This is a genomic window from Amycolatopsis iheyensis (assembly GCF_024703995.1).
Classification (GTDB): domain Bacteria; phylum Actinomycetota; class Actinomycetes; order Mycobacteriales; family Pseudonocardiaceae; genus Amycolatopsis; species Amycolatopsis iheyensis.
Map to the genome: position 1 here is coordinate 178386 of NZ_JAMXQV010000011.1, position 17772 is coordinate 196157.

A 17772-nucleotide genomic window follows, 5' to 3' on the forward strand; every position below is an offset into this window, starting at 1 on the left:
GAGGAATTCGGAGAGGTGACGATCAACCAGCGCGACGGGTTCACAGTCGGAACTTTACGTGTTCGTGGCCGGTAAATGGACCCGGGAGTAGTCGTGTCCTGTCCGAACGTGCGCAATTACTGGCCGAGGTGGAATCGCGCGAACAACAATGCCTCCGCCAGATCGCGGATCCGCTGGGCCGCGGTGACGGCGTGGCGCGTGTTGATCTCGAGCACGATCTGCCCGCCGAAACCGCTGCTCAGCAGCTTCTCGAGCAGTTCGGCGCACGGCTGGCCACCGCGGCCGGGCACCAGGTGTTCGTCCTTCGGGACGCCGGTGCCGTCGGCCAGGTGGACGTGCGAGAGGCCTTCGCCCATCCGCTCCGCCAGCGCCAGCGCGTCCATCCGGGCTGCCGCTGTGTGGGACAGGTCGAGCGTGTAGTGCCGGAAACCGACGTCCGTCGGGTCGATCGACGGCCGGAACGCCGACACCCGGGAATTCCGCGAACCGCCGGGCGGGCGGACCTTGAACATGTTCTCGACGGCGATTTCGATGCCGCTGGACTCCTCCAGCTCGTCGACGAGATCACCGAACGCGTCGCCGTAGCGTCGCTGCCAGCGGAACGGCGGGTGCACGACGACGGTCCGCGCGCCGAGCTCCTGGGCGGCTTCGACGGACATCCGCAGCCGCACGACCGGGTCCGGTGACCAGATCCGCTGGGTGATCAGCAGTGACGGCGAGTGGATGGACAGCACGGGCACGCCGGTCCGCCGCGACCACCGCCGCAGCGCGCTGACGTCCTGGCTGACGGCGTCGGCCCAGACCATCACCTCGACGCCGTCGTAGCCGAGCTCGGCGGCCAGCTCGAAGGCCGAGCCGGCTTTGAGCGGCCACACCGACGCCGTGCTGAGCCCGACCGGCACCGGCTTCTCGTCTGTCACGGGCGCCATCCTGCCCCGTCACCGAACGTGTGCGGTCAGCGGCCGACGAGCAGCAGTGCCGCCGGGGACACCGTGACCACCAGGCCGACCAGCACCGCGAGCACCGTCGTCTGCAGGTCCTCCGCGCGGCGGATCTTCCGCACGATCCAGACCAGCGCGACGACCACCAGCAGCGCCGCGACCAGCGCGGCCGCCGGGATGTTCACCCACAGCCAGTTGAAGCCGAGCCACACGGCCGCGCCGCCGACGACACCCAGCGCCAGCTGGCCGGCCAGCGCCAGCCACTGCTTGCCGGGCGAGGCCGCCGGCTCCGGCTCGGCGATCGGCTCGGGGGCGTCGTCGTACTCGTCGTCCTCGTAGCCTTCGCCCTGCTCGTAGCCGTAGTCGTCCTGCTCGAAGTCCGGGCCGTCGGCCGGGTAGCCGTCGGCGAACTCGCGCTCGTAGGGCTCGAGGTCGTCCGGGATCGGCGTGCGCGCGGCGCGGTCGCCGGGCGCGAACGGCATCGGCGGCGGGTACGCGCCCGTCGGCGGGCCCGCGTCGTAGGCCGGCGCCTGCTGGTAGCCGCTGCCCTCGGGCTCGAAGTCGTCGTCGGGGTAGCCGTCGTCCGGGGTCTCGGTGGGCACCACCGGCATCACGCCGATCTCGGTGTCCTCCATCTGCTCCTTCTGGCGGCGCTTGCGCCAGTTGGCGAGCCCGGCGGGCGACGACGGCTCCGGCACCTCGGCCTTGGGCAGCGGCGGCCGCTCGCCGGCGACCGCGTCGAACTGCTCGGTGTAGGCCTCCTGCTGAGGCTGCGGACGACGGCCAGGCGTGCGGCGCGGGCGGCCGGGCGCGGCCGGCGGGGGCGCGAACGTCCCGCTGACCATCGGGCCCGGCGGCCCGTCGACGTCGGCGTCCGGGGTGCCGTTGAGCCCGTCGAGGCGGGCCGACAGCGGACCCGCGGGCGGCGGGGGCGTCGGCAGCTGTTGCGACGGCTGCGGCGGTGGCGGCGGCTGCCGCCGGGGCGCGCGCGGCGGCACCGGCGGGACGGCCCCACGGGTCTCCTCGGCGGCCGGCGGGGTCGGCAGCTGCTGCGACGGCTGGGGCGGCGTCGGCAGCTGCTGGGAAGGTTGCGGTGGCGGCGGCTGGCGCCGGGGCGCGCGCGGCGGCACCGGCAGCTGCGCCGACTCCTGCGGGCGGTTGAACTGCCCGGACTCCTGAGGCGGCCGGGCGTACTGGCCCGATTCCTGCGGCCGCGGGTACTGGCCGGACTCGGCACCACCGGGGGCGGGCCGCGCCGGGGGCGGCGGCACCGGCCGCGGCAGCGGCTGGGAGTCCTGCGGGACCGCGCGGGGCGCGGGTGGCGGCGGAGGCGGCGGCTCGGCCCGGCGGCGGCCGGCGGGCCGGTTCGGCGGCGGCGGGGTGCCTTCACCCGCGACCCGGTCGATGATCGCCTGCGGGCCGGTGTCGCTCACGCCAGGGCGCCGGTGGGAGCCGGTCGCGCCCGGAGGGGCCTCGGGGGTGCCCGGCTCGTCGTCGTCCTCGGCCGCACGCCGGCGACGACGGCGTCCGCCGCCTTCGGCCTGGGCGCCGTGCTGGGCGAGCAGCTCAGCCACGGTCTTCTGCGGCTGGTCGCCTCCGGTCTGGTCCGTCATACCTGGTATTCCCCTGCGCGCTCCGGTTCCTCGGCACCTCGCGAAGAGGTACCCGACGGCATCCCGGCGGCGCAGCGCGCGCTGTACGCCGTCTTCTGCATGTCCGTCACCTCTTCACCGTGCCCGTCATCCGTGTGCGAAGTCCAGCCGCGTGCTTTCACCGGTCCTCCTGTGCGCCGAAGCGCGCCACGAGGGCCGCCCCAGTTTCATCCGCGCCGTTGGAATGGTCCAGCCGCCGCAGGATGACACCTTCTCGCAGAGCCCACGGGCAGATCTCGAGTTCCGGCAATCCGAGCGCCCGCATCGTGGCCTGCGCGACGAGCGCGCCGGCCACCAGCTGGTGCGCCCGGCTCGAGCTGACGCCCTCGAGCTGGGCGAGGTCGGCCGACGGCATCCGCGAGATGAAGGCCAGGAGCTGGCGCAACGCGGTGTCCGTGAGCGTACGTCGCACGCGCGGGCCGGCCGCCGAGGGGGCGGCGCCGGTCAGCCGGGCCAGCGAGCGGAAGGTCTTCGACGTGGCGACGACCCGATCGGGTTCACCCCATTTGGTGACCTTCCGGGCGAGCTCGGTGAGCTGGTCGTCGAGCCAGGCCGACGTCGCGACGAGCTCGGAGCGCGTCGGCGGGTCGTGCTTGAAGCGGGTGCGCGTGGTCCGGCCGGCGCCCAGCGGCAGCGACTCGGCCAGGACGGGCTCTTCGTCGCGGCCCATCGCGATCTCGAGCGAGCCGCCGCCGATGTCGAGCACGAGCAGCTGCCCGGCCGACCAGCCGTACCACCGGCGGACGGCGAGGAAGGTGAGCCGCGCTTCGTCGGTGCCGGAAAGGACCTGCAGGTCGACGCCGGTCCGGTCGGCCACACGGGCCAGCACTTTCGCCGAGTTCTTGGCTTCGCGGACGGCGGAGGTGGCGAAGGCCATGACCTCTTCGCACCCGAGCCGAGCGGCGGCGTCCTTGGCCGATTCGACGGCGGTGACGAGATCGTCGGCGCCGGCCTTGCTGAGCTCCCCACCGGGGGTCAGCTGCTCGGCCAGCCGCAGCACGGACTTCTCGGAATGCATCGGCGTCGGGTGGGCGCCACGGTGGGCGTCGACCACGAGCAGGTGGACGGTGTTGGAACCGACGTCGAGTACCCCTAGGCGCACGGGGGTCCAGCGTACCGGCCCAAGCGTCAGGTCTCGAACATGTAACCAACAACACTCGGTGCGATACCGCCCCGGCGCGCCTACGAGCACCGAAGCGAACAGCACAAAAGGGACACCAAGACCCCCGAAAAAGCAGCGGGTGGTCATCCCGTCGCCTGAGGCCACAAAATCACTTTGAGCCAGGCCCGCAACCACAGGACCAACGGCAACCCGAGTACGCAAGCTTGCGGGCCTGGCTCAAAGTGATAGGCCTCGTTCAGGCGACGGGATGACCACCAGCGACCCACACGCGAAGGCGAGCCAACAGCAGAGCCAAGGTCATCCCGGAGCCTGCCCGTCCGGCGAGGACGCTTTTCCAGCGACCGGACAAAGACCTCACGTCTCGAACTTGTACCCCAGCCCCCGAACGGTGACGAGATGCCGAGGAGACCCAGGATCAGGCTCGATCTTGGACCGCAGCCGCTTCACGTGAACGTCCAAAGTCTTGGTGTCGCCGACATAGTCAGCACCCCAGACCCGATCGATCAGCTGCCCACGAGTAAGCACCCGCCCGACGTTGCGCAGCAGGTACTCGAGCAGATCGAACTCCTTGAGCGGCAGCGACACCTCACCGCCGTCCACGGTCACGACGTGCCGCTCGACGTCCATCCGAACGGGCCCGGCCGAAAGCACCAGCGGCGCCAGCTCGCCATCCGTGCCCGGCTCACCACCACGCCGGAGCACGGCCCGCACCCGCGCGATCAGCTCCCGCGCCGAGTACGGCTTGGTGACGTAGTCGTCCGCGCCGAGCTCCAGCCCGACGACCTTGTCGATCTCGCTGTCACGCGCGGTCACCATGATGACGGGCACGGCCGAGCGCTGACGCAGCTGCTTGCACACGTCGGTGCCGCTCATCCCGGGCAGCATCAGGTCGAGCAGCACGATGTCGGCGCCGTTGCGGTCGAACTCCTCCAGCGCGGCCTGGCCGGTGCCGGCGACGGCCGCGGTGAACCCTTCCTTGCGCAGCAGGAAGGCGAGGGGGTCGGCGAACGACTCCTCGTCCTCGACGATGAGAACCCTGGTCACAGGTTTCCTCCATGATCTGGGCTGTCCTGCCCGGTAACCACGAGCTTGGGGGTGCGCTCGGGGGTCTTCTCCTGCCGCGGTGCCGGCGAGGTCTTGGCGGCCCGGGCGGGCTCGGTCGCCGGCTCCGGGCGCACGTGCGCGGGGATGCGCAGGGTGAACGTCGACCCGGTGCCGGGCCGGCTCCACAGCCCGACCGAGCCGCCGTGGTTGGCCGCGACGTGCTTGACGATCGCCAGGCCCAGCCCGGTGCCGCCGGTGGCGCGCGAGCGGGCCTTGTCGGCGCGGTAGAAGCGTTCGAAGACGCGCTGCTGCTCGTCCTCGGCGATGCCGATGCCGCGGTCGGTGACGGCGACCTCGACCATGCCGTCGGCGAGCCGGCGCGAGATGGACACCGGGCTGCCCGCCGGCGAGTACGCGACGGCGTTCTCCAGCAGGTTCGACAGCGCGGTGACCAGCAGCGTGCGGTCGCCCTCGATGAGCAGCCCGCTGGCCGCGTCGGTGGTGATGGTGATCTCGGCGGACTCGGCCGAGAGCGTGGTCCGGCCGAGCGCCTCGCGGACGACGGCGTCGACCTCGACGACGTTGAGGTCCGGCAGCCGCTCGGCGCCCTGCAGCCGCGAGAGCGCGATCAGCTCGGTGACGAGCTGGCCGAGCCGGGTGGACTCGCGCAGGATCTTGCCGCCGAAGCGGCGGACCTCCTCGACGTCCTCGGCGGCGTCGAGCACGGCCTCGGTGAGCAGCGCGATCGCGCCGACCGGGGTCTTGAGCTCGTGGCTGACGTTGGCGACGAAGTCGCGGCGGACGGCCTCCAGCCGGATGGCCTCGGAGTGGTCGATCGCCTCGACGACGGTGAAGCCGTCGCCGAGCGGCCGGACCTGGCCGAGCACCGCCTCCGGCTGGCGGCCGCGCGCTTCGAGCGGCGAAAGGTCGATCTCCAACGGCTCGTCGGTCTCGACGACCTGCTCGGCGGCCTTGCGGGCCCGCGGGTCGGGCTGGTTGACCTTCACCAGGCCCAGCTCGTACGCGCGCGGGTTGTGCAGGACGAGGTCGCCGAACTTGTTGAGCACGACGACGCCGTTGGCCGACGAGCGCACCAGCCGTTCGAGGAGCTCGGCGACGGTCGGGCCCGGCGGCCGGGCTTCCTCGCGCCGGGTCCGGCCCCGCGCGACGAAGTAGCCGACCACCGCACCGGCCACCAGTGCGCCGATGGCCAGTGCGAGTGAAACAGGCGTGGTCACAGGCCGATCGTAAGCTGAGAAGTGGCCCTTCGGCCTAGCGTTGTCCGCCTTGTCGTGAGCACCGCGACACCTGGGGAGGACATGTTCGCCGGTGCTTCAGCCGGCGTTCACCCGATCGATTCCGCGGCGAGACATTCCGGGTGATTTCACCCGTTCGCGTCGAGCGTCGCGAGATCGTCCTCGGTGAGCGACAGCGCCGCCGCGGCGACGTTCTGCTCGAGGTGCGCGAGGTCGCCGGTGCCCGGGATGGCGAGCACGTGCGGGCCCTGGTGGAGAGTCCACGCGAGGCGCACCTGCGCCGGGGTGGCGTCGTGCCGGCGGGCGACCTCGGCGACGCGGGCGTCCGCGCCCTGGCCGCTCGCGACGGCGAAGAACGGCACGAAGGCGATGCCGCGTTCGGCGCACATCCGGACGATTTCGTCGTCCTCCCGGCGCGCGGTGAGGCCGTACTGGTTCTGCACGCAGACGACCGGGGCGATCTCGAGCGCCTCGGTGAGGTGGTGCGGCGCGACGTTGGAGATGCCCAGCTCGCGGATGAGACCCTCTTCGCGCAGCTCGGCGAGGGCGCCGAAGCCGTCGGCGAGTGAGCCTTCCCCGCGGTCGAGGCCTTCGCCGATCCGGTAGTTGGCGACGTCGAGGTGGTCGAGGCCCAGCTCGCGCAGGTTCTCCTCGACCTGGGCCCGCAGCTGGTCCGGCCGGGCGGTGTAGAACGCGCCGGTGAAGTCGCGGCCCGGGCCGACCTTGGTGGTGATCGTCAGGTCGTCGTAGGGCGCCAGCGCGCTGTTGATCAGCTCGTTCGCCGACCGCGGGCCGGCGAAGTAGAAGACGGCGGTGTCGATGTGGTTGACGCCGAGCTCGACGGCGCGGCGGAGCACGGCGATCGACGTCTCGCGGTCGCGGACGCCGCCGTCCGAAGCGGACATCAGGCGCATCGCGCCGAAGCCGAGCCGGTTGACTTCGAAGGAGCCGAGCTTCCAGGTGCCCGCCGCGGCGGCGGGAAGGGTGGTGGTCATGGCTCCAGCCTTCCGACCTGGCCCGGGAGCCGCCGGGAATGGCACTTTGCTGCCAAACTGGAATACGTGGAGAGAGTCAGTGACGTCGTCGTGGTGCGCGGCGAGGCCGAGCTGTTCGAGCGCACGAAGCACCTGTTCGCGGTCGCGACGGAGATCTCGTGCGCGGCCCGTGACCTGCACACCTGGTCGGTGGCGCAGCCGACCACGCCCGAGCGGGAGCAGTCGCTGCAGGGGATGACCGTGCGCAAGATGTACCAGCCGGGTGTCCTGCTCGACCCGGCGATCGCCGAGCACCTGCGGTTCATGGCGGACCACGGCGCGCACGTCCGGATCACCGAGCGCGAGGTCAACGAGACGATCCTGCTGGACCGCCGGATCGCGATCGTGGCGGGCGACCACGTCGGCGGTGTCCGGAGCTACACGGTCGTCAGCAGCCCGGAGCTGGTCCAGGGCATCCAGTCGCTGTTCGAGGCGGCCTGGGCGGGCGGCACCGACCTCGAGTCCTACCAGGCGCGGTTCACGGAGCTGGGCGCGCGGGAGATCCTCGAGCAGCTCGCGTCGGGCTGCAAGGACGAGACGGCGGCCCGCGCCCTCGGCGTCGGCCTGCGCACCTACCGGCGGCGGGTGGCCGAGCTGATGGAGATCCTCGGCGCCTCGTCGCGGTTCCAGGCCGGCGCGAGGGCCCGCGAAGCCGGACTCCTGTGAAGCGGGCGCTGCTCGCGCTGGTCTTGACGACGTCGGCGTGCTCGTCGGCCGTCTCGGGCACGGCGACGCCGCTGACCGGCAACCTAGCGCTGGTCAACGGGCCCGGCACGGCGGCGGCGCTGGCGGGGGTCAGGACGGCGGCCGAGGCGGTGTTCAGCTACGACTCGGCGAACCCGGCGGCGTTCGACCAGGCGGTCGCGGCGAACGTCACGGGAGCGGCGAAAGGCCAGCTGACGACGTTGTTCGACCAGGTCAGGAAGAGCCCGCAGCCGGTGCGCCTGACCACCCGGGTGCTGCGGGACGCACCCCTGGAGCTGGCCGGCGGCCGGGTCCGGGAGCTGGCCGTGCTGGACCAGACCAGCGGGACCACGAAAGGCCTGGCCACGGTCGCGCTCACGGCGCTTCAGGAGGGCGGGCACTGGCGGCTGTCGGACATCGCCGTCAACCCGGCGCAGCCGCCGCCGGCGCCGCACCCGGACGACGGCACCCCGGCCGGGCTGCGCGACTCCGCGCTGGCGGGCGCGCGCCAGGTGGCCAACGCGCTCTTCACGACGGACAGCGCCGATCCCGAGGGTTCCTACACCCGGGCCGAAGCGATCGCGGCGGACCCGCTGCTGAGCGACTACCGCGCGAAGAAGGCCACCTACGTCGAGGCGATCCGCAAGAGCGGCACGAAGGTCGCCCTCGGCCCGGACCCGATGGCCGGGGCGACGGCGTTGACGGGCGGCACCGCGAGCGTGTTGTTCTTCACGACGCTGAAGGTGACCGACGCGGCGGGCCAGGCCACCAGCCGGCCCTACACGGTCGAGCTGGACCTCGTCCGGGCAGGGACCGGCTGGAAGGTGACCGCGGTGCGCACGGTCACCGCGGAGTGAGTCAGCGGCCCTGGTTGGCGACCGCGGCGGCGGCTTCCTTGGCGGCGGCGGGGTCGAGGTACTCGCCGCCCGGCTTCAGCGGCTTGAGGTCGTCGCCGAGGTCGTAGCGCAGCGGGATGCCGGTGGGGATGTTGAGGCCGGCGATGTCGGCGTCGGAGATGCCGTCGAGGTGCTTGACGAGCGCGCGCAGCGAGTTGCCGTGCGCGGCGACGAGCACGGTCTTGCCGGCACGCAGGTCGGGCACGATCGCGGACTCCCAGTAGGGCAGAAGCCGCGCGACGACGTCCTTGAGGCACTCGGTCAGCGGCGCCTGGTCACCGAGGTTCGCGTACCGGGCGTCGCCGGCCTGGCTCCACTTGTCGCCGGGGTCGATCGCGGGCGGCGGGGTGTCGTAGGAGCGGCGCCAGAGCATGAACTGCTCCTCGCCGAACTCGGCCAGGGTCTGCTTCTTGTCCTTGCCCTGCAGCGCGCCGTAGTGGCGCTCGTTGAGCCGCCAGTCGCGCTTGACGGGGATCCAGTGCCGGTCGGCGGCGTCCAGCGCGATGTTCGCGGTGGCGATCGCGCGCCGCAGCAGCGAGGTGTGCAGCACATCGGGCAGCAGCCCGGCGTCGGCCAGCAGCCGGCCACCCTGGCGGGCTTCGGCCTCGCCCTGTTCCGACAGCGGCACGTCCACCCAGCCGGTGAACAGGTTTTCCGCGTTCCACGTGCTCTGCCCGTGGCGGAGCAGCACCAACGTCCCGAGTTCAGCCATGCGCTCCAGCCTGCCAGACCGGACCACTCGATCGACCGGTGACCTCGTGTCCTACGCAGAGTGTGTTACTGCGAAGTAACACCTCACCCTCAGACAAGTCCGAACGCCAACAACGCGCAAAATCCGGGCAACGGACTGCACACTGTTATCGCTGACCGGTAAATTCACTCGAACGGACTAGTGAGTAGTCTTGTGATTACAGGTCGAGATCTGACAGGTTGACTACGTCCCGAGCGGCCGGATTCCACGCACTCCCCGGCCGGTTTCGGGCTTTGACCGCGGCTCGTCTCCCCCCTGCCGAGCCGCGGCCCGCCGGCCCCGTTGGCATCCCCCTCGTCACCGGGTCCTGATCGGCGGGAACTTCAGCGGGGCGGCTCGAGATCGCGACTCCCCCCTCCCTCGAGCCGTCCCGCCTGCCCCGCTAAGCGCTGGCTCCGGCCCAAGCCCGCCCCACACCGGCCCAAGCCCGCCCCTGCCCGGCTCCGGCCCAGACCCAAGCCCGCCCCGCTCCGGCTCCGCTCCCACTCCAGCCCAAGCCCGCCGCTGCCCGGCTCCGGCTCAAGCCCAGGCCTGCCCCGCTCCGGCTCAGGCCCGGCCCGGTCCCCACTCCGGCCCCAGCCCGGCTCCGCGCGACCCCAGCTTCAGCCCGGCCCTAGACCTCCCCCGCCCCGGCTCCGGCTCCGGCCCCAGCTCCGGCTCCGGCTCCGCACCACCCAACCCCAGCCCCGCCCTAGACCTCCCCCGCCCCGGCTCCGGCTCCGGCCCCAGCCCCGGCTCCGGCTCCGGCTCCGCACCACCCCAACCCCAGCCCCGCCCTAGCCCTCCCCCGCCCCTCGTCCCAGCCGCAGTCAGCACCGGAGACCCGGGGTCAAGGGTTCGCGAAGCGAATCGCGAAGCGACGCCGAAGGCGCCCTTGAGGCCGGGTCTCCGGTGTTGAACAATCGAGGACGAGGAGCGGGAAACTCAGACCTGGCCCGAGGCCGGCTCAGGCTTAGCAAGACGACGCCGCCGGTTAAGCCACCAAGCCACAAACCCCAACGGCCCAACGATGAGCAGGAACGGCGCAACAGCCCCCAGCACAGTCAGCAAACCCCCACCAAAGGTCAAGAACGCATCCCAACCCCCAGCCAGCCCACCCAGAAACCCACTGTGGTCCTCAGAAGGCGGCGGAGGAGCAGCAACACTCCGAATACTCATGGCAACGGTCGCCATGGCAACACTCCCGGCCAAAGAGTTCCGCTGCTGCTCAAGCGACTCCAAAGCGGACTCACGCGTAGTCAGCTCGGCCTCGATGGAAGTGATGTCCGAAACAGAAGTAGCCTGCGAAAGCAGAGCCCGAATCCGCTCGACAGACTTCCGCTGAGTAGTCAACCGAGCCTCGACATCGACAACCTGCTCAGTAACGTCCTGAGTGCTCAGTTCCCGCTTGACCAGCGAAGAACCAAGATGCGAAAGCTGATCCAAAACCGGATCGAGCTTGTCCGAAGGCACGGCGAGCGAAAGCGTCGCGGAGTCATCGGACGTGCTCTCCTGCCCCGTATAACCCCCGGCCCCCAACGCAACCCCGCGAGCCTGGGCAACGACATCGACCACCTTGGTAGCGGTCAGCTCCAGCCGGGCACTGCGCGAAAGCTTCCGATCGGTGGCACCGGCCTGCGGCGCCGTCACCTTCGACTCGGGCTTCCCCTGCTGCGGCGCCGCAGGCACGCGCCCCGATCCCGCGCTGTCCGCAGAAGTGGAAGTCGCGTTCTCCCCCGCCGAACACCCGGCCAGCGCGAAAACCGCCACCGCGCCGGCCAGCACCGCTCTCCATCGAGTCCGCATCCTGAATCTCCGTCCAGTTCAAAAGTTCGACTGGCAGTGAGACGGATGTCCGGTTCAGGGCCGTTGCACGGCCCGGGTCACGACTCGGTCAAGCCCGGTTCGTGCGGCTTCTCGGGCGCCACGAGGTGCTTGAACGCCTGCAGGTTGGCCAGCGACTCGCCGCGGGAGACGCGCCAGTCCCACTCGCGCTTGATCGACGTCGCGAAGCCGATCTCCAGCAGCGTGTTGAAGTCGCCGTCGGCGGCCTCCAGGACCTGGCCGAGGACCTTGTCGAGCTCGTCGGCGGTGATGGTGTCCTTGCCGAACCGGCCGACCAGGTAGATGTCGCCGAGACTGTCCACTGTGTAGTGCACGCCGTAGAGATTCGCGTTGCGCTGCAACAGGAACCGGTAAACGTCCTCATGGGACTCGTCGGGGCGGCGGCAGACGAAGGCCTCCACGGAGAACGCGTGGTCGCCATCGACGAGCCAGGCGTTCGTCTGCAGCTTCTTCGTGCCCGGCAGCGTGACGAAGTACTTGCCCGGACCACGTTTGTCGTACTTCAGCTCCGCTGAGTCCAAAGTAGACTGAAGCAGTTCGTCCAGGCTCACACCGCCACCTCCGCTCGCACCTCCAGCGCACTCCGGAACGCGCTGGTGGCCTGAGCATAGATCTCCAGCAGCGCGTCCGTCGTGCGACGCCAGGAGAACCGCCGTGCGTGCACGATCGCGTTCGTGCCGAGCTCGGCGCGCCGGTCGGGGCGCAGCGCGACCGCGGCCAGCGCGTCCGCCCACTCCTCGGCGCCGTGCCCCGGCACCAGCAGCCCGGACACGCCGTGCGGCACCGCCACCGGCAGCCCGCCGACCTCGGCGGCGACCACCGGAGTGCCGCAGGCCTGCGCTTCGAGCGCCACGAGCCCGAACGACTCGTTGTAGCTGGGCACCGCGACGACGTCGGCGGCGCGGAAAACGCGGGCGAGCGCTTCGCCCGGCTGCGGCGGCAGGAACCGGACCTGCTGCTCGATGCCGAGCGAAACGGCCAGTTCGCGCAGGGCCTGCGGCTGCTCGAGCCCGGTGCCGGACGGCCCGCCGACGACCAGCACGACCAGCCGCGAGGCGAGCTCGGGCCGGCGGCGCAGCAGGGCCTCGGCCGCGTACAGCAGCACGTCGGGTGCCTTCAGCGGCTGGATGCGGCCGGCGAAGGCGAGCACGACGTCGTCGTCGGCCAGGCCCAGCTCGGCCCGCGCGAGACCCTGCGGGCCCGGAGTGAAGCGTTCGAGGTCGACGCCGGGCGGCACGGCGTGCACGGCGTGCGGCTCGGCGTCGTAGAGGTCGACGAGCTGGCGGGCTTCGACGGCGGTGTTGGCGACGAGCCGGTCGGCCTCGGCCACCACCTGCTCCTCGCCGATGACGCGGGTGCGCGGCTCCGGCTTGTCGCCTTCGGCGAGCGCGGCGTTCTTCACCTTGGCGAGGGTGTGCGCGGTGTGCACCAGCGGCACCGACCAGCGGTCGCGGGCGAGCCAGCCGACCTGACCGGAGAGCCAGTAGTGCGAATGGATGAGGTCGTAGTGGCCCGGCTCGTGGAAGGCCTCGGTGCGCAGCACCCCGGAGGTGAACGCGCACAGCTGGGCGGGCAGCTCGTCGCGGCTGAGCGGCTCGAACGGGCCCGCCTGCACATGCCGGACGGTCACCCCCGGCGCGAGTTCCGCCACCGGCGGCTGGTCGGACGCCGTCGCGCGGGTGAACACCTCGACCTCGACACCGCGGCGGGCCATCTCGATCGCCGTCTGGCTGATGTACACGTTCATCCCGCCGGCGTCGCCGGTCCCTGGCTGCTCTAAAGGCGAGGTGTGCACGGACAGCACCGCGACCCGGCGCGGCGCAGCACGGAACCCCCGGATGGAGCTGGTCACCTGGTCGTCTCCCGCGTTACGTCAGCATTCCTCGGCGAACTGCCGCAGCACCGCGTCGAACTCGTCCGCGGACTCGGCGAAGGGCGCGTGGCCCCCTTCAGCAAACCAACGCCCGACCGCCCCCGGAATCTTCCCGATGGCGTGTTCGGCCGCCGAGGGCTCGATCACGGGGTCGGCCGTGCCGTGCACGACGAGGACCGGCTTGTCGATCGCGGCCAGCACGTCTTCGCTGCCGACGTCCCGGCGGAACAGCGCCGCGCGGACCGCCGGCGGCACGCTCAACGACGCTCCGAGCAGGGCCTGGGCCTGCGTTCCGGGCACCGGACGGGTGACCATCTCGCGGCTGAACGCGGTGAGCGCCGGGACCGCGGTGCCCGGATCGTCCGAAAGCATCGCACGCATGTGCTCGCGCATCAGCGGGCCGACGCGCCCGCCCGGGCGGTCACGGCCGATTTCGGTGATGGCGCCGACGAGCACGGCGCCGCGCAGGCGTGCGGTGCCGTGCACCCGGACGTGGTCGGCGAGCACCAGGCCGCCGTAGGACCAGGCGACGACGATCGCGTCCGGCCCGGCGAAGTCCAGCACCGCGGCGAGGTCCCCGGCCCAGGCGACCGGGTCGTCGTAGCCCGACACCGGGACGTCGGACGCGCCGTGGCCGCGCAGGTCCATCGCGACCAGGCGGAACCGCTCGGTCAGCGCGGGGTCGGCGAGCTGCGCCGCCCAGCACGCGGACGACTGCGCCCAGCCGTGCACGAACACGATCGGCCGGCTGTGCTCGGCGCCTTCGACCCGCAGGCCGAGCCGGACCCCGCCGTGCCCGACGACTTCGGTGCGCACGGGTTACTTCGCACCCAGCCCTTTCCAGGCGGACCAGCTGTAGTTCCAGTCCTTGACGTCGGAGGCCATCGGCGCGCCGAGCTTGGAGCCGGTGATCTCGACCGGGTCGCCGACCAGCGCGGAGTCGAAGTAGTCCTTGGCGTCGGCCTCGAGCAGGTTGACGCAACCGTGGGAGTTGTTGGTCTTCCCGATGTTGGCCGCGTTGTCCTGGTTCTCGTGGATGAACTCGCCGTGGTTGGAGAAGCGGCAGGCCCACTTCTTGTTGACGTTGGTGTAGCCGTAGCGGGCGTTGTCGAAGATCGCCGACGGCTCCTTGCTCATGACGATGTACGTGCCGTTCGGGGTGTTGCGGTCGACCTCGGCGTCCAGCCCGTTCGCGCACGGGTAGCTCTTGACCTGCGAGCCGCCGCGGTACACGTGCATCTGGTGCTCGGGCGTGCTGATCTTGACGACCTGGTTGCGGCCGATCTTGAACTTCGTGGTGACGTCGGCCTTGCCGTACGCGCCGCCGCCGAGCTCGACGCCGTAGAGCTTCGCCTCGACGCTCACGGTGATGTTCTGCGGCCAGTACTCCTTCGGCCGGTAGTCGACCTGGCTGTCGGACAGCCAGCCCCACGCGCCTTCGACGTCCTTGTCCGTCTTCACCGACAGCGCCTTCTCGACGGCCGCGCGGTCCTTGACCGGCGACTGGAACTTGACGCTGATCGGCATGGCCACGCCGACCTGGGCGTTGTCGGCCGGGTTGAGCGTGGCGCGGACCTGCTTGGCCGGGCTGATCGTGGTGAAGCTGCCGGTGAGCTCGACCGGCTTGCCGTCGGCGCCGGTGGCCTTGGCCGCGTAGGTGTAGGTCTTGCCGTAGCCGAGCGGCTCGGAGCTGGTCCAGGTGAGGCCGTCCGGCGCGGTGTCGCCCTTGACGGCCTTGCCGCCGTCGGCGGTCACCTTGCACTCGGTGAGCTTGCCCTCGGCGACCTTGACGGTGACGGGCTTGAGGACCGGCGCGTCCTTGGCGTTGACGGCGGGCTCGGCCGTGATCTTCGCCACGGGCTGCGCGCTCTCGCCGTCGGCGCCCGCGGCGCCGGTGGGCAGCGCGGTGCCGTCGTTCGTGCTCGAACACGCCGCGGCGACCAGGGCGGCCCCCGCCGCGAGTGCGGCCTTGAAGACCGTGCGCCGTTCGATCACCGAAACCTCCCGTGTCTTGCGGGGGCCGAGCCCCCGCACCCCGCACCGTGGGGCTTCGCCCCCCCGGACCCCCCAAAGCAATGTGACCCCCACCGACCAGCGGGTCCACGCCCTTAGCGCTGGTGGCCCGTCCGACGTTACCGCCTGAAAGGTAAAGACCAACCGATCAGGTGGCGAGCGCCTTTGTCGACAAAGACGTCCTACACACGTCCAGGTTGCCCGGTTCGGCTCAAATGTGGCAGTTGATCAAGAGCGGCTCGGGGTGCAGCCGGACGCCGAAACGCTGGAAAACGCCGTCGCGGACCTCGCGGGCCAGCGACAACAGGTCCTCGGTCGTCGCGTCGCCGCGGTTGGTCAGGGCGAGCGTGTGCTTCGTCGACAGCGAGACGCGGTTCCCCGGCCCGGGGTACCCCTTGGCGAAGCCGGCGCGCTCGATCAGCCAGGCCGCGGACAGCTTCACGCCGCCGTCGGCCGGGTACTGCGGCGCGTCGGCCCCGACGCTCTCGGCGATCCGCGCCAGCACCCCTTCGGCCTCGGCGGAGGGGACGATCGGGTTGGTGAAGAACGAGCCCGCGCTCCACGTGTCGTGGTCGTCCGGGTCGAGCACCATGCCCTTGCCGCGACGCAGCTTCAGCACGGCTTCGCGCGCGTCGGCGGCCGGGACGCGGGCGCCGATCTCGACGCCGAGCGTGCGCGCCAGCTCGGCGTAACGGATGGGTGCGGACAGGCCGTCTTCGCGGACCGTGAAGCGGACCGAGAGCACCACCCCGGTGTCGGTGCCCTTCAGGACGCTGGTGCGGTAGGCGAAGCCGAGTTCGTCGGCCTTCAGCGTGCGCACTTCGCGCGTCCGGCGGTCGTAGAGGTCGAGGCTGACCAGGGACTCCGCCACTTCGCAGCCGTACGCGCCGACGTTCTGGATCGGCGTCGCGCCGACGCTGCCGGGGATGCCGGAGAGGCATTCGAGCCCGCCCAGGCCCGCTTCGACCAGGCCGGCGACGAAACCGTCCCAGTTCTGGCCGGCTTCCACCTCGACGACGTCGCCCTCGCGGCGCCAGCCGGTGTTCGCCACCTCGACGAGCGTGCCGTCGAACCCCGCGTCGCCGACCACCAGGTTGGAGCCGCCGCCGAGCAGCAGCACCGGCTCGCCCGCCGTGTCCGCCTCGCGGACCGCCGCGACGATGTCTTCGCTGGTCACGGCGCTGACGAACCGGCGGGCGGGGCCGCCGAGGCGCAGCGTGGTGTACGCGGCGAGCTTCGGGAGTGCGGGAGTTCGGGCGGAGTTCACGCGTCTGACGGTACTGTCCGGCTCATGGGTTCCCGGATCGAGCACCGTGCTGAGTTCTTCGCCGACGTCGCCGCGACGTACGCGGCGGTAGCCGGTGAGGACGCGTTGCGCGCGCGGCTGGAGCAGCTCGGCGGGCACGGCGCGGCGCTGCTGTCGTACGAGGAGTCCGGCACGGACCTGCGGTACGAGCTGCGGCAGGGGATCAGCGCGGACAAGCTGCCGCAGGCGGTGCGGACGCTGCACAAGGGCGACCTGCTGGTGACCCGCACGCAGACCTGGCGGGTGAGCAAGGACGGCACCGGCCGGCAGGGCGACGCGACCGTCGAGGTCGGCGGCGTCCCGGGCGAGATCACCGCGCGCACGGCGCTGCTGGCCAACGGCGACAAGACGGTGCTGCGGATCAGCGGCGAGGTGACCGTCCGGATCCCGCTGTTCGGCGGGAAGCTGGAGGCCGTGATCGCCGAGCAGGTCACGAAGCTGCTGGAGCGCGAAGCCGAATTCACCGCGAAGTGGCTGGCCGGGGCCGCCTGAGCCCGGTCGGCGCGCCGACCCGCGGCACGACCAACCCGAACCGCCTCCGCCGGGTCGACCGGTGGATCGCCGCTTCCCCGCGCACGTCCCGGCTGCTGCGCACGGCCGCCGCACCGCTGGTCGTCGACCTCGGCTACGGCGCGTCCCCGGTGACCACGGTCGAGCTGGCCCGCTGGGTCCGCCGCGTCCGGCCGGACGTCCGGGTGCTGGGCCTGGAGCTGGACCCCGTGCGCGTGGCGGCTGCGTTGCCCGCCGCGTCGCCGCCTTCGCTCGACTTCCGCCGGGGTGGTTTCGAGCTGGCCGGCACGCGGCCGGTGCTGGTCCGGGCGTTCAACGTGCTGCGGCAGTACGCGGAGGACGAGGTCCCGGGCGCGTGGACGTTGATGCTGGACTCGATGGCCCCGGGCGGCCTGCTGGTCGAGGGCACGTGCGACGAGATCGGCCGGCTGTCGACGTGGGTCCTGGTCTCTTCGTCCGGGCCGGTTTCGCTGACGCTCTCGATGCGGCTGGCCGGGCTGGACCGCCCGTCGACGATCGCGGAGCGGCTGCCGAAGGCGTTGATCCACCGGAACGTCCCGGGCGAGCGGGTGCACGCGCTGCTGTCGGCGTTGGACGTCTGCTGGGCGACGGCGGCCCCGCACCAGGCGTTCGGGGTGCGGTCGCGCTGGCTGGAGACGGTCCGGCTGCTGGCCGCGCGGGGCTGGCCGGTGCTGGGCCCCCCGTCGCGAGTGCGGCTCGGCGAGCTGACGGTCCCCTGGACTTCGGTCGCTCCGGCCTAATTCGCCCCAATGTGGCCTTCGGTGCGTCTGACGCACCGAAGGCCGCCTTGGGTGCGTCAGACGCAACCAAGGCCACATTGGGGCGCTTGTTCATCGGTGCACCC

17 protein-coding genes are annotated in these 17772 nt (G+C 71.7%); 4 read left to right on the forward strand and 13 right to left on the reverse strand.

The features are described 5' to 3' along the window. Window positions 1-116: 116 nt before the first annotated feature. The 6 genes from M8542_RS21670 to M8542_RS21695 form a co-directional block, all read right to left on the reverse strand. Window positions 117-929, reverse strand: a complete 813-nt coding sequence (locus M8542_RS21670) for a sugar phosphate isomerase/epimerase family protein (RefSeq protein ID WP_257922021.1) — start codon at window positions 927-929, stop codon at window positions 117-119. Window positions 930-955: 26 nt separating this feature from the next. Next, window positions 956-2554, reverse strand: coding sequence for an Rv0497 family membrane protein (locus M8542_RS21675; RefSeq protein ID WP_257922022.1), 1599 nt, complete (start codon window positions 2552-2554; stop codon window positions 956-958). Window positions 2555-2711: 157 nt separating this feature from the next. Then, entirely contained in the window at window positions 2712-3695 is a 984-nt protein-coding gene (locus M8542_RS21680; protein ID WP_257922023.1) for a Ppx/GppA phosphatase family protein, read from the reverse strand. 375 nt (window positions 3696-4070) lie between these two features. Next, window positions 4071-4760: a response regulator gene (locus M8542_RS21685; protein ID WP_257922024.1), complete on the reverse strand. Its 690-nt coding sequence runs from the start codon at window positions 4758-4760 to the stop codon at window positions 4071-4073. Beyond that, a complete protein-coding gene (locus tag M8542_RS21690; protein WP_257922025.1) occupies window positions 4757-5998 on the reverse strand; it encodes a sensor histidine kinase in 1242 nt (413 codons plus the stop codon). Before M8542_RS21690 ends, M8542_RS21685 begins: the two co-directional genes overlap by 4 nt. 146 nt (window positions 5999-6144) lie before the next feature. Next, window positions 6145-7011 carry an oxidoreductase gene (locus tag M8542_RS21695; protein WP_257922026.1) on the reverse strand — a complete coding sequence of 289 codons (867 nt, stop codon included), beginning with the start codon at window positions 7009-7011 and terminating at the stop codon, window positions 6145-6147. Window positions 7012-7077: 66 nt separating this feature from the next. Between M8542_RS21695 and M8542_RS21700 the strand changes: the two genes are divergently transcribed. Continuing rightward, window positions 7078-7716, forward strand: coding sequence for a helix-turn-helix domain-containing protein (locus M8542_RS21700; protein WP_257922027.1), 639 nt, complete (start codon window positions 7078-7080; stop codon window positions 7714-7716). Then, the gene (locus M8542_RS21705; protein ID WP_257922028.1) at window positions 7713-8591 is read left to right on the forward strand and encodes a hypothetical protein; all 879 of its coding nucleotides are present in this window, start codon (window positions 7713-7715) and stop codon (window positions 8589-8591) included. The genes M8542_RS21700 and M8542_RS21705 overlap by 4 nt, the downstream gene beginning before the upstream one ends. A gap of 1 nt (window position 8592) precedes the next feature. On the opposite strand, the gene M8542_RS21710 is transcribed toward M8542_RS21705, so the two are convergent. From M8542_RS21710 to M8542_RS21740, 7 genes are all read right to left on the reverse strand, one after another. Continuing rightward, window positions 8593-9342, reverse strand: a complete 750-nt coding sequence (locus M8542_RS21710; RefSeq protein WP_257922029.1) for a phosphoglyceromutase — start codon at window positions 9340-9342, stop codon at window positions 8593-8595. Between the two features lie 963 nt (window positions 9343-10305). Then, entirely contained in the window at window positions 10306-11166 is an 861-nt protein-coding gene (locus tag M8542_RS21715; protein WP_257922030.1) for a DUF4349 domain-containing protein, read from the reverse strand. A 77-nt stretch (window positions 11167-11243) separates the two neighbouring features. Then, complete coding sequence (locus M8542_RS21720) at window positions 11244-11756, reverse strand: type III secretion system chaperone family protein (protein WP_257922031.1); 513 nt, start codon at window positions 11754-11756, stop codon at window positions 11244-11246. Continuing rightward, window positions 11753-13057 (reverse strand): D-inositol-3-phosphate glycosyltransferase, encoded by a 1305-nt coding sequence (gene mshA, locus M8542_RS21725; protein ID WP_257922032.1) that lies wholly within the window; start codon window positions 13055-13057, stop codon window positions 11753-11755. The genes M8542_RS21720 and mshA overlap by 4 nt, the downstream gene beginning before the upstream one ends. Window positions 13058-13078: 21 nt before the next feature. After that, window positions 13079-13894 (reverse strand): alpha/beta fold hydrolase, encoded by an 816-nt coding sequence (locus M8542_RS21730; protein WP_257922033.1) that lies wholly within the window; start codon window positions 13892-13894, stop codon window positions 13079-13081. A 3-nt stretch (window positions 13895-13897) separates the two neighbouring features. Further along, a complete protein-coding gene (locus tag M8542_RS21735) occupies window positions 13898-15073 on the reverse strand; it encodes a L,D-transpeptidase (protein ID WP_257922034.1) in 1176 nt (391 codons plus the stop codon). A 229-nt stretch (window positions 15074-15302) separates the two neighbouring features. After that, window positions 15303-16358: a UDP-N-acetylmuramate dehydrogenase gene (locus tag M8542_RS21740; RefSeq protein WP_257922035.1), complete on the reverse strand. Its 1056-nt coding sequence runs from the start codon at window positions 16356-16358 to the stop codon at window positions 15303-15305. Window positions 16359-16382: 24 nt separating this feature from the next. Here M8542_RS21740 and M8542_RS21745 point away from each other — a divergent pair, with 24 nt between their 5' ends. Together M8542_RS21745 and M8542_RS21750 are read left to right on the forward strand one after the other, a co-directional pair. Next, window positions 16383-16889 (forward strand): DUF2505 domain-containing protein, encoded by a 507-nt coding sequence (locus M8542_RS21745; protein WP_257922036.1) that lies wholly within the window; start codon window positions 16383-16385, stop codon window positions 16887-16889. Beyond that, entirely contained in the window at window positions 16868-17668 is an 801-nt protein-coding gene (locus M8542_RS21750) for a class I SAM-dependent methyltransferase (RefSeq protein ID WP_257922037.1), read from the forward strand. The genes M8542_RS21745 and M8542_RS21750 overlap by 22 nt, the downstream gene beginning before the upstream one ends. The last annotated feature ends 104 nt before the right edge of the window (window positions 17669-17772 follow it).

Excerpts from the sequence above, each read along its gene's own strand:
- M8542_RS21695 (WP_257922026.1), bottom strand. The coding sequence starts at position 7,011 with ATGACCACCACCCTTCCCGCCGCCGCGGCGGGCACCTGGAAGCTCGGC.
- M8542_RS21715 (WP_257922030.1), bottom strand. The coding sequence starts at position 11,166 with ATGCGGACTCGATGGAGAGCGGTGCTGGCCGGCGCGGTGGCGGTTTTC.
- M8542_RS21675 (WP_257922022.1), bottom strand. The coding sequence starts at position 2,554 with ATGACGGACCAGACCGGAGGCGACCAGCCGCAGAAGACCGTGGCTGAG.
- M8542_RS21710 (WP_257922029.1), bottom strand. The coding sequence starts at position 9,342 with ATGGCTGAACTCGGGACGTTGGTGCTGCTCCGCCACGGGCAGAGCACG.
- M8542_RS21745 (WP_257922036.1), top strand. The coding sequence starts at position 16,383 with ATGGGTTCCCGGATCGAGCACCGTGCTGAGTTCTTCGCCGACGTCGCC.
- M8542_RS21670 (WP_257922021.1), bottom strand. The coding sequence starts at position 929 with ATGGCGCCCGTGACAGACGAGAAGCCGGTGCCGGTCGGGCTCAGCACG.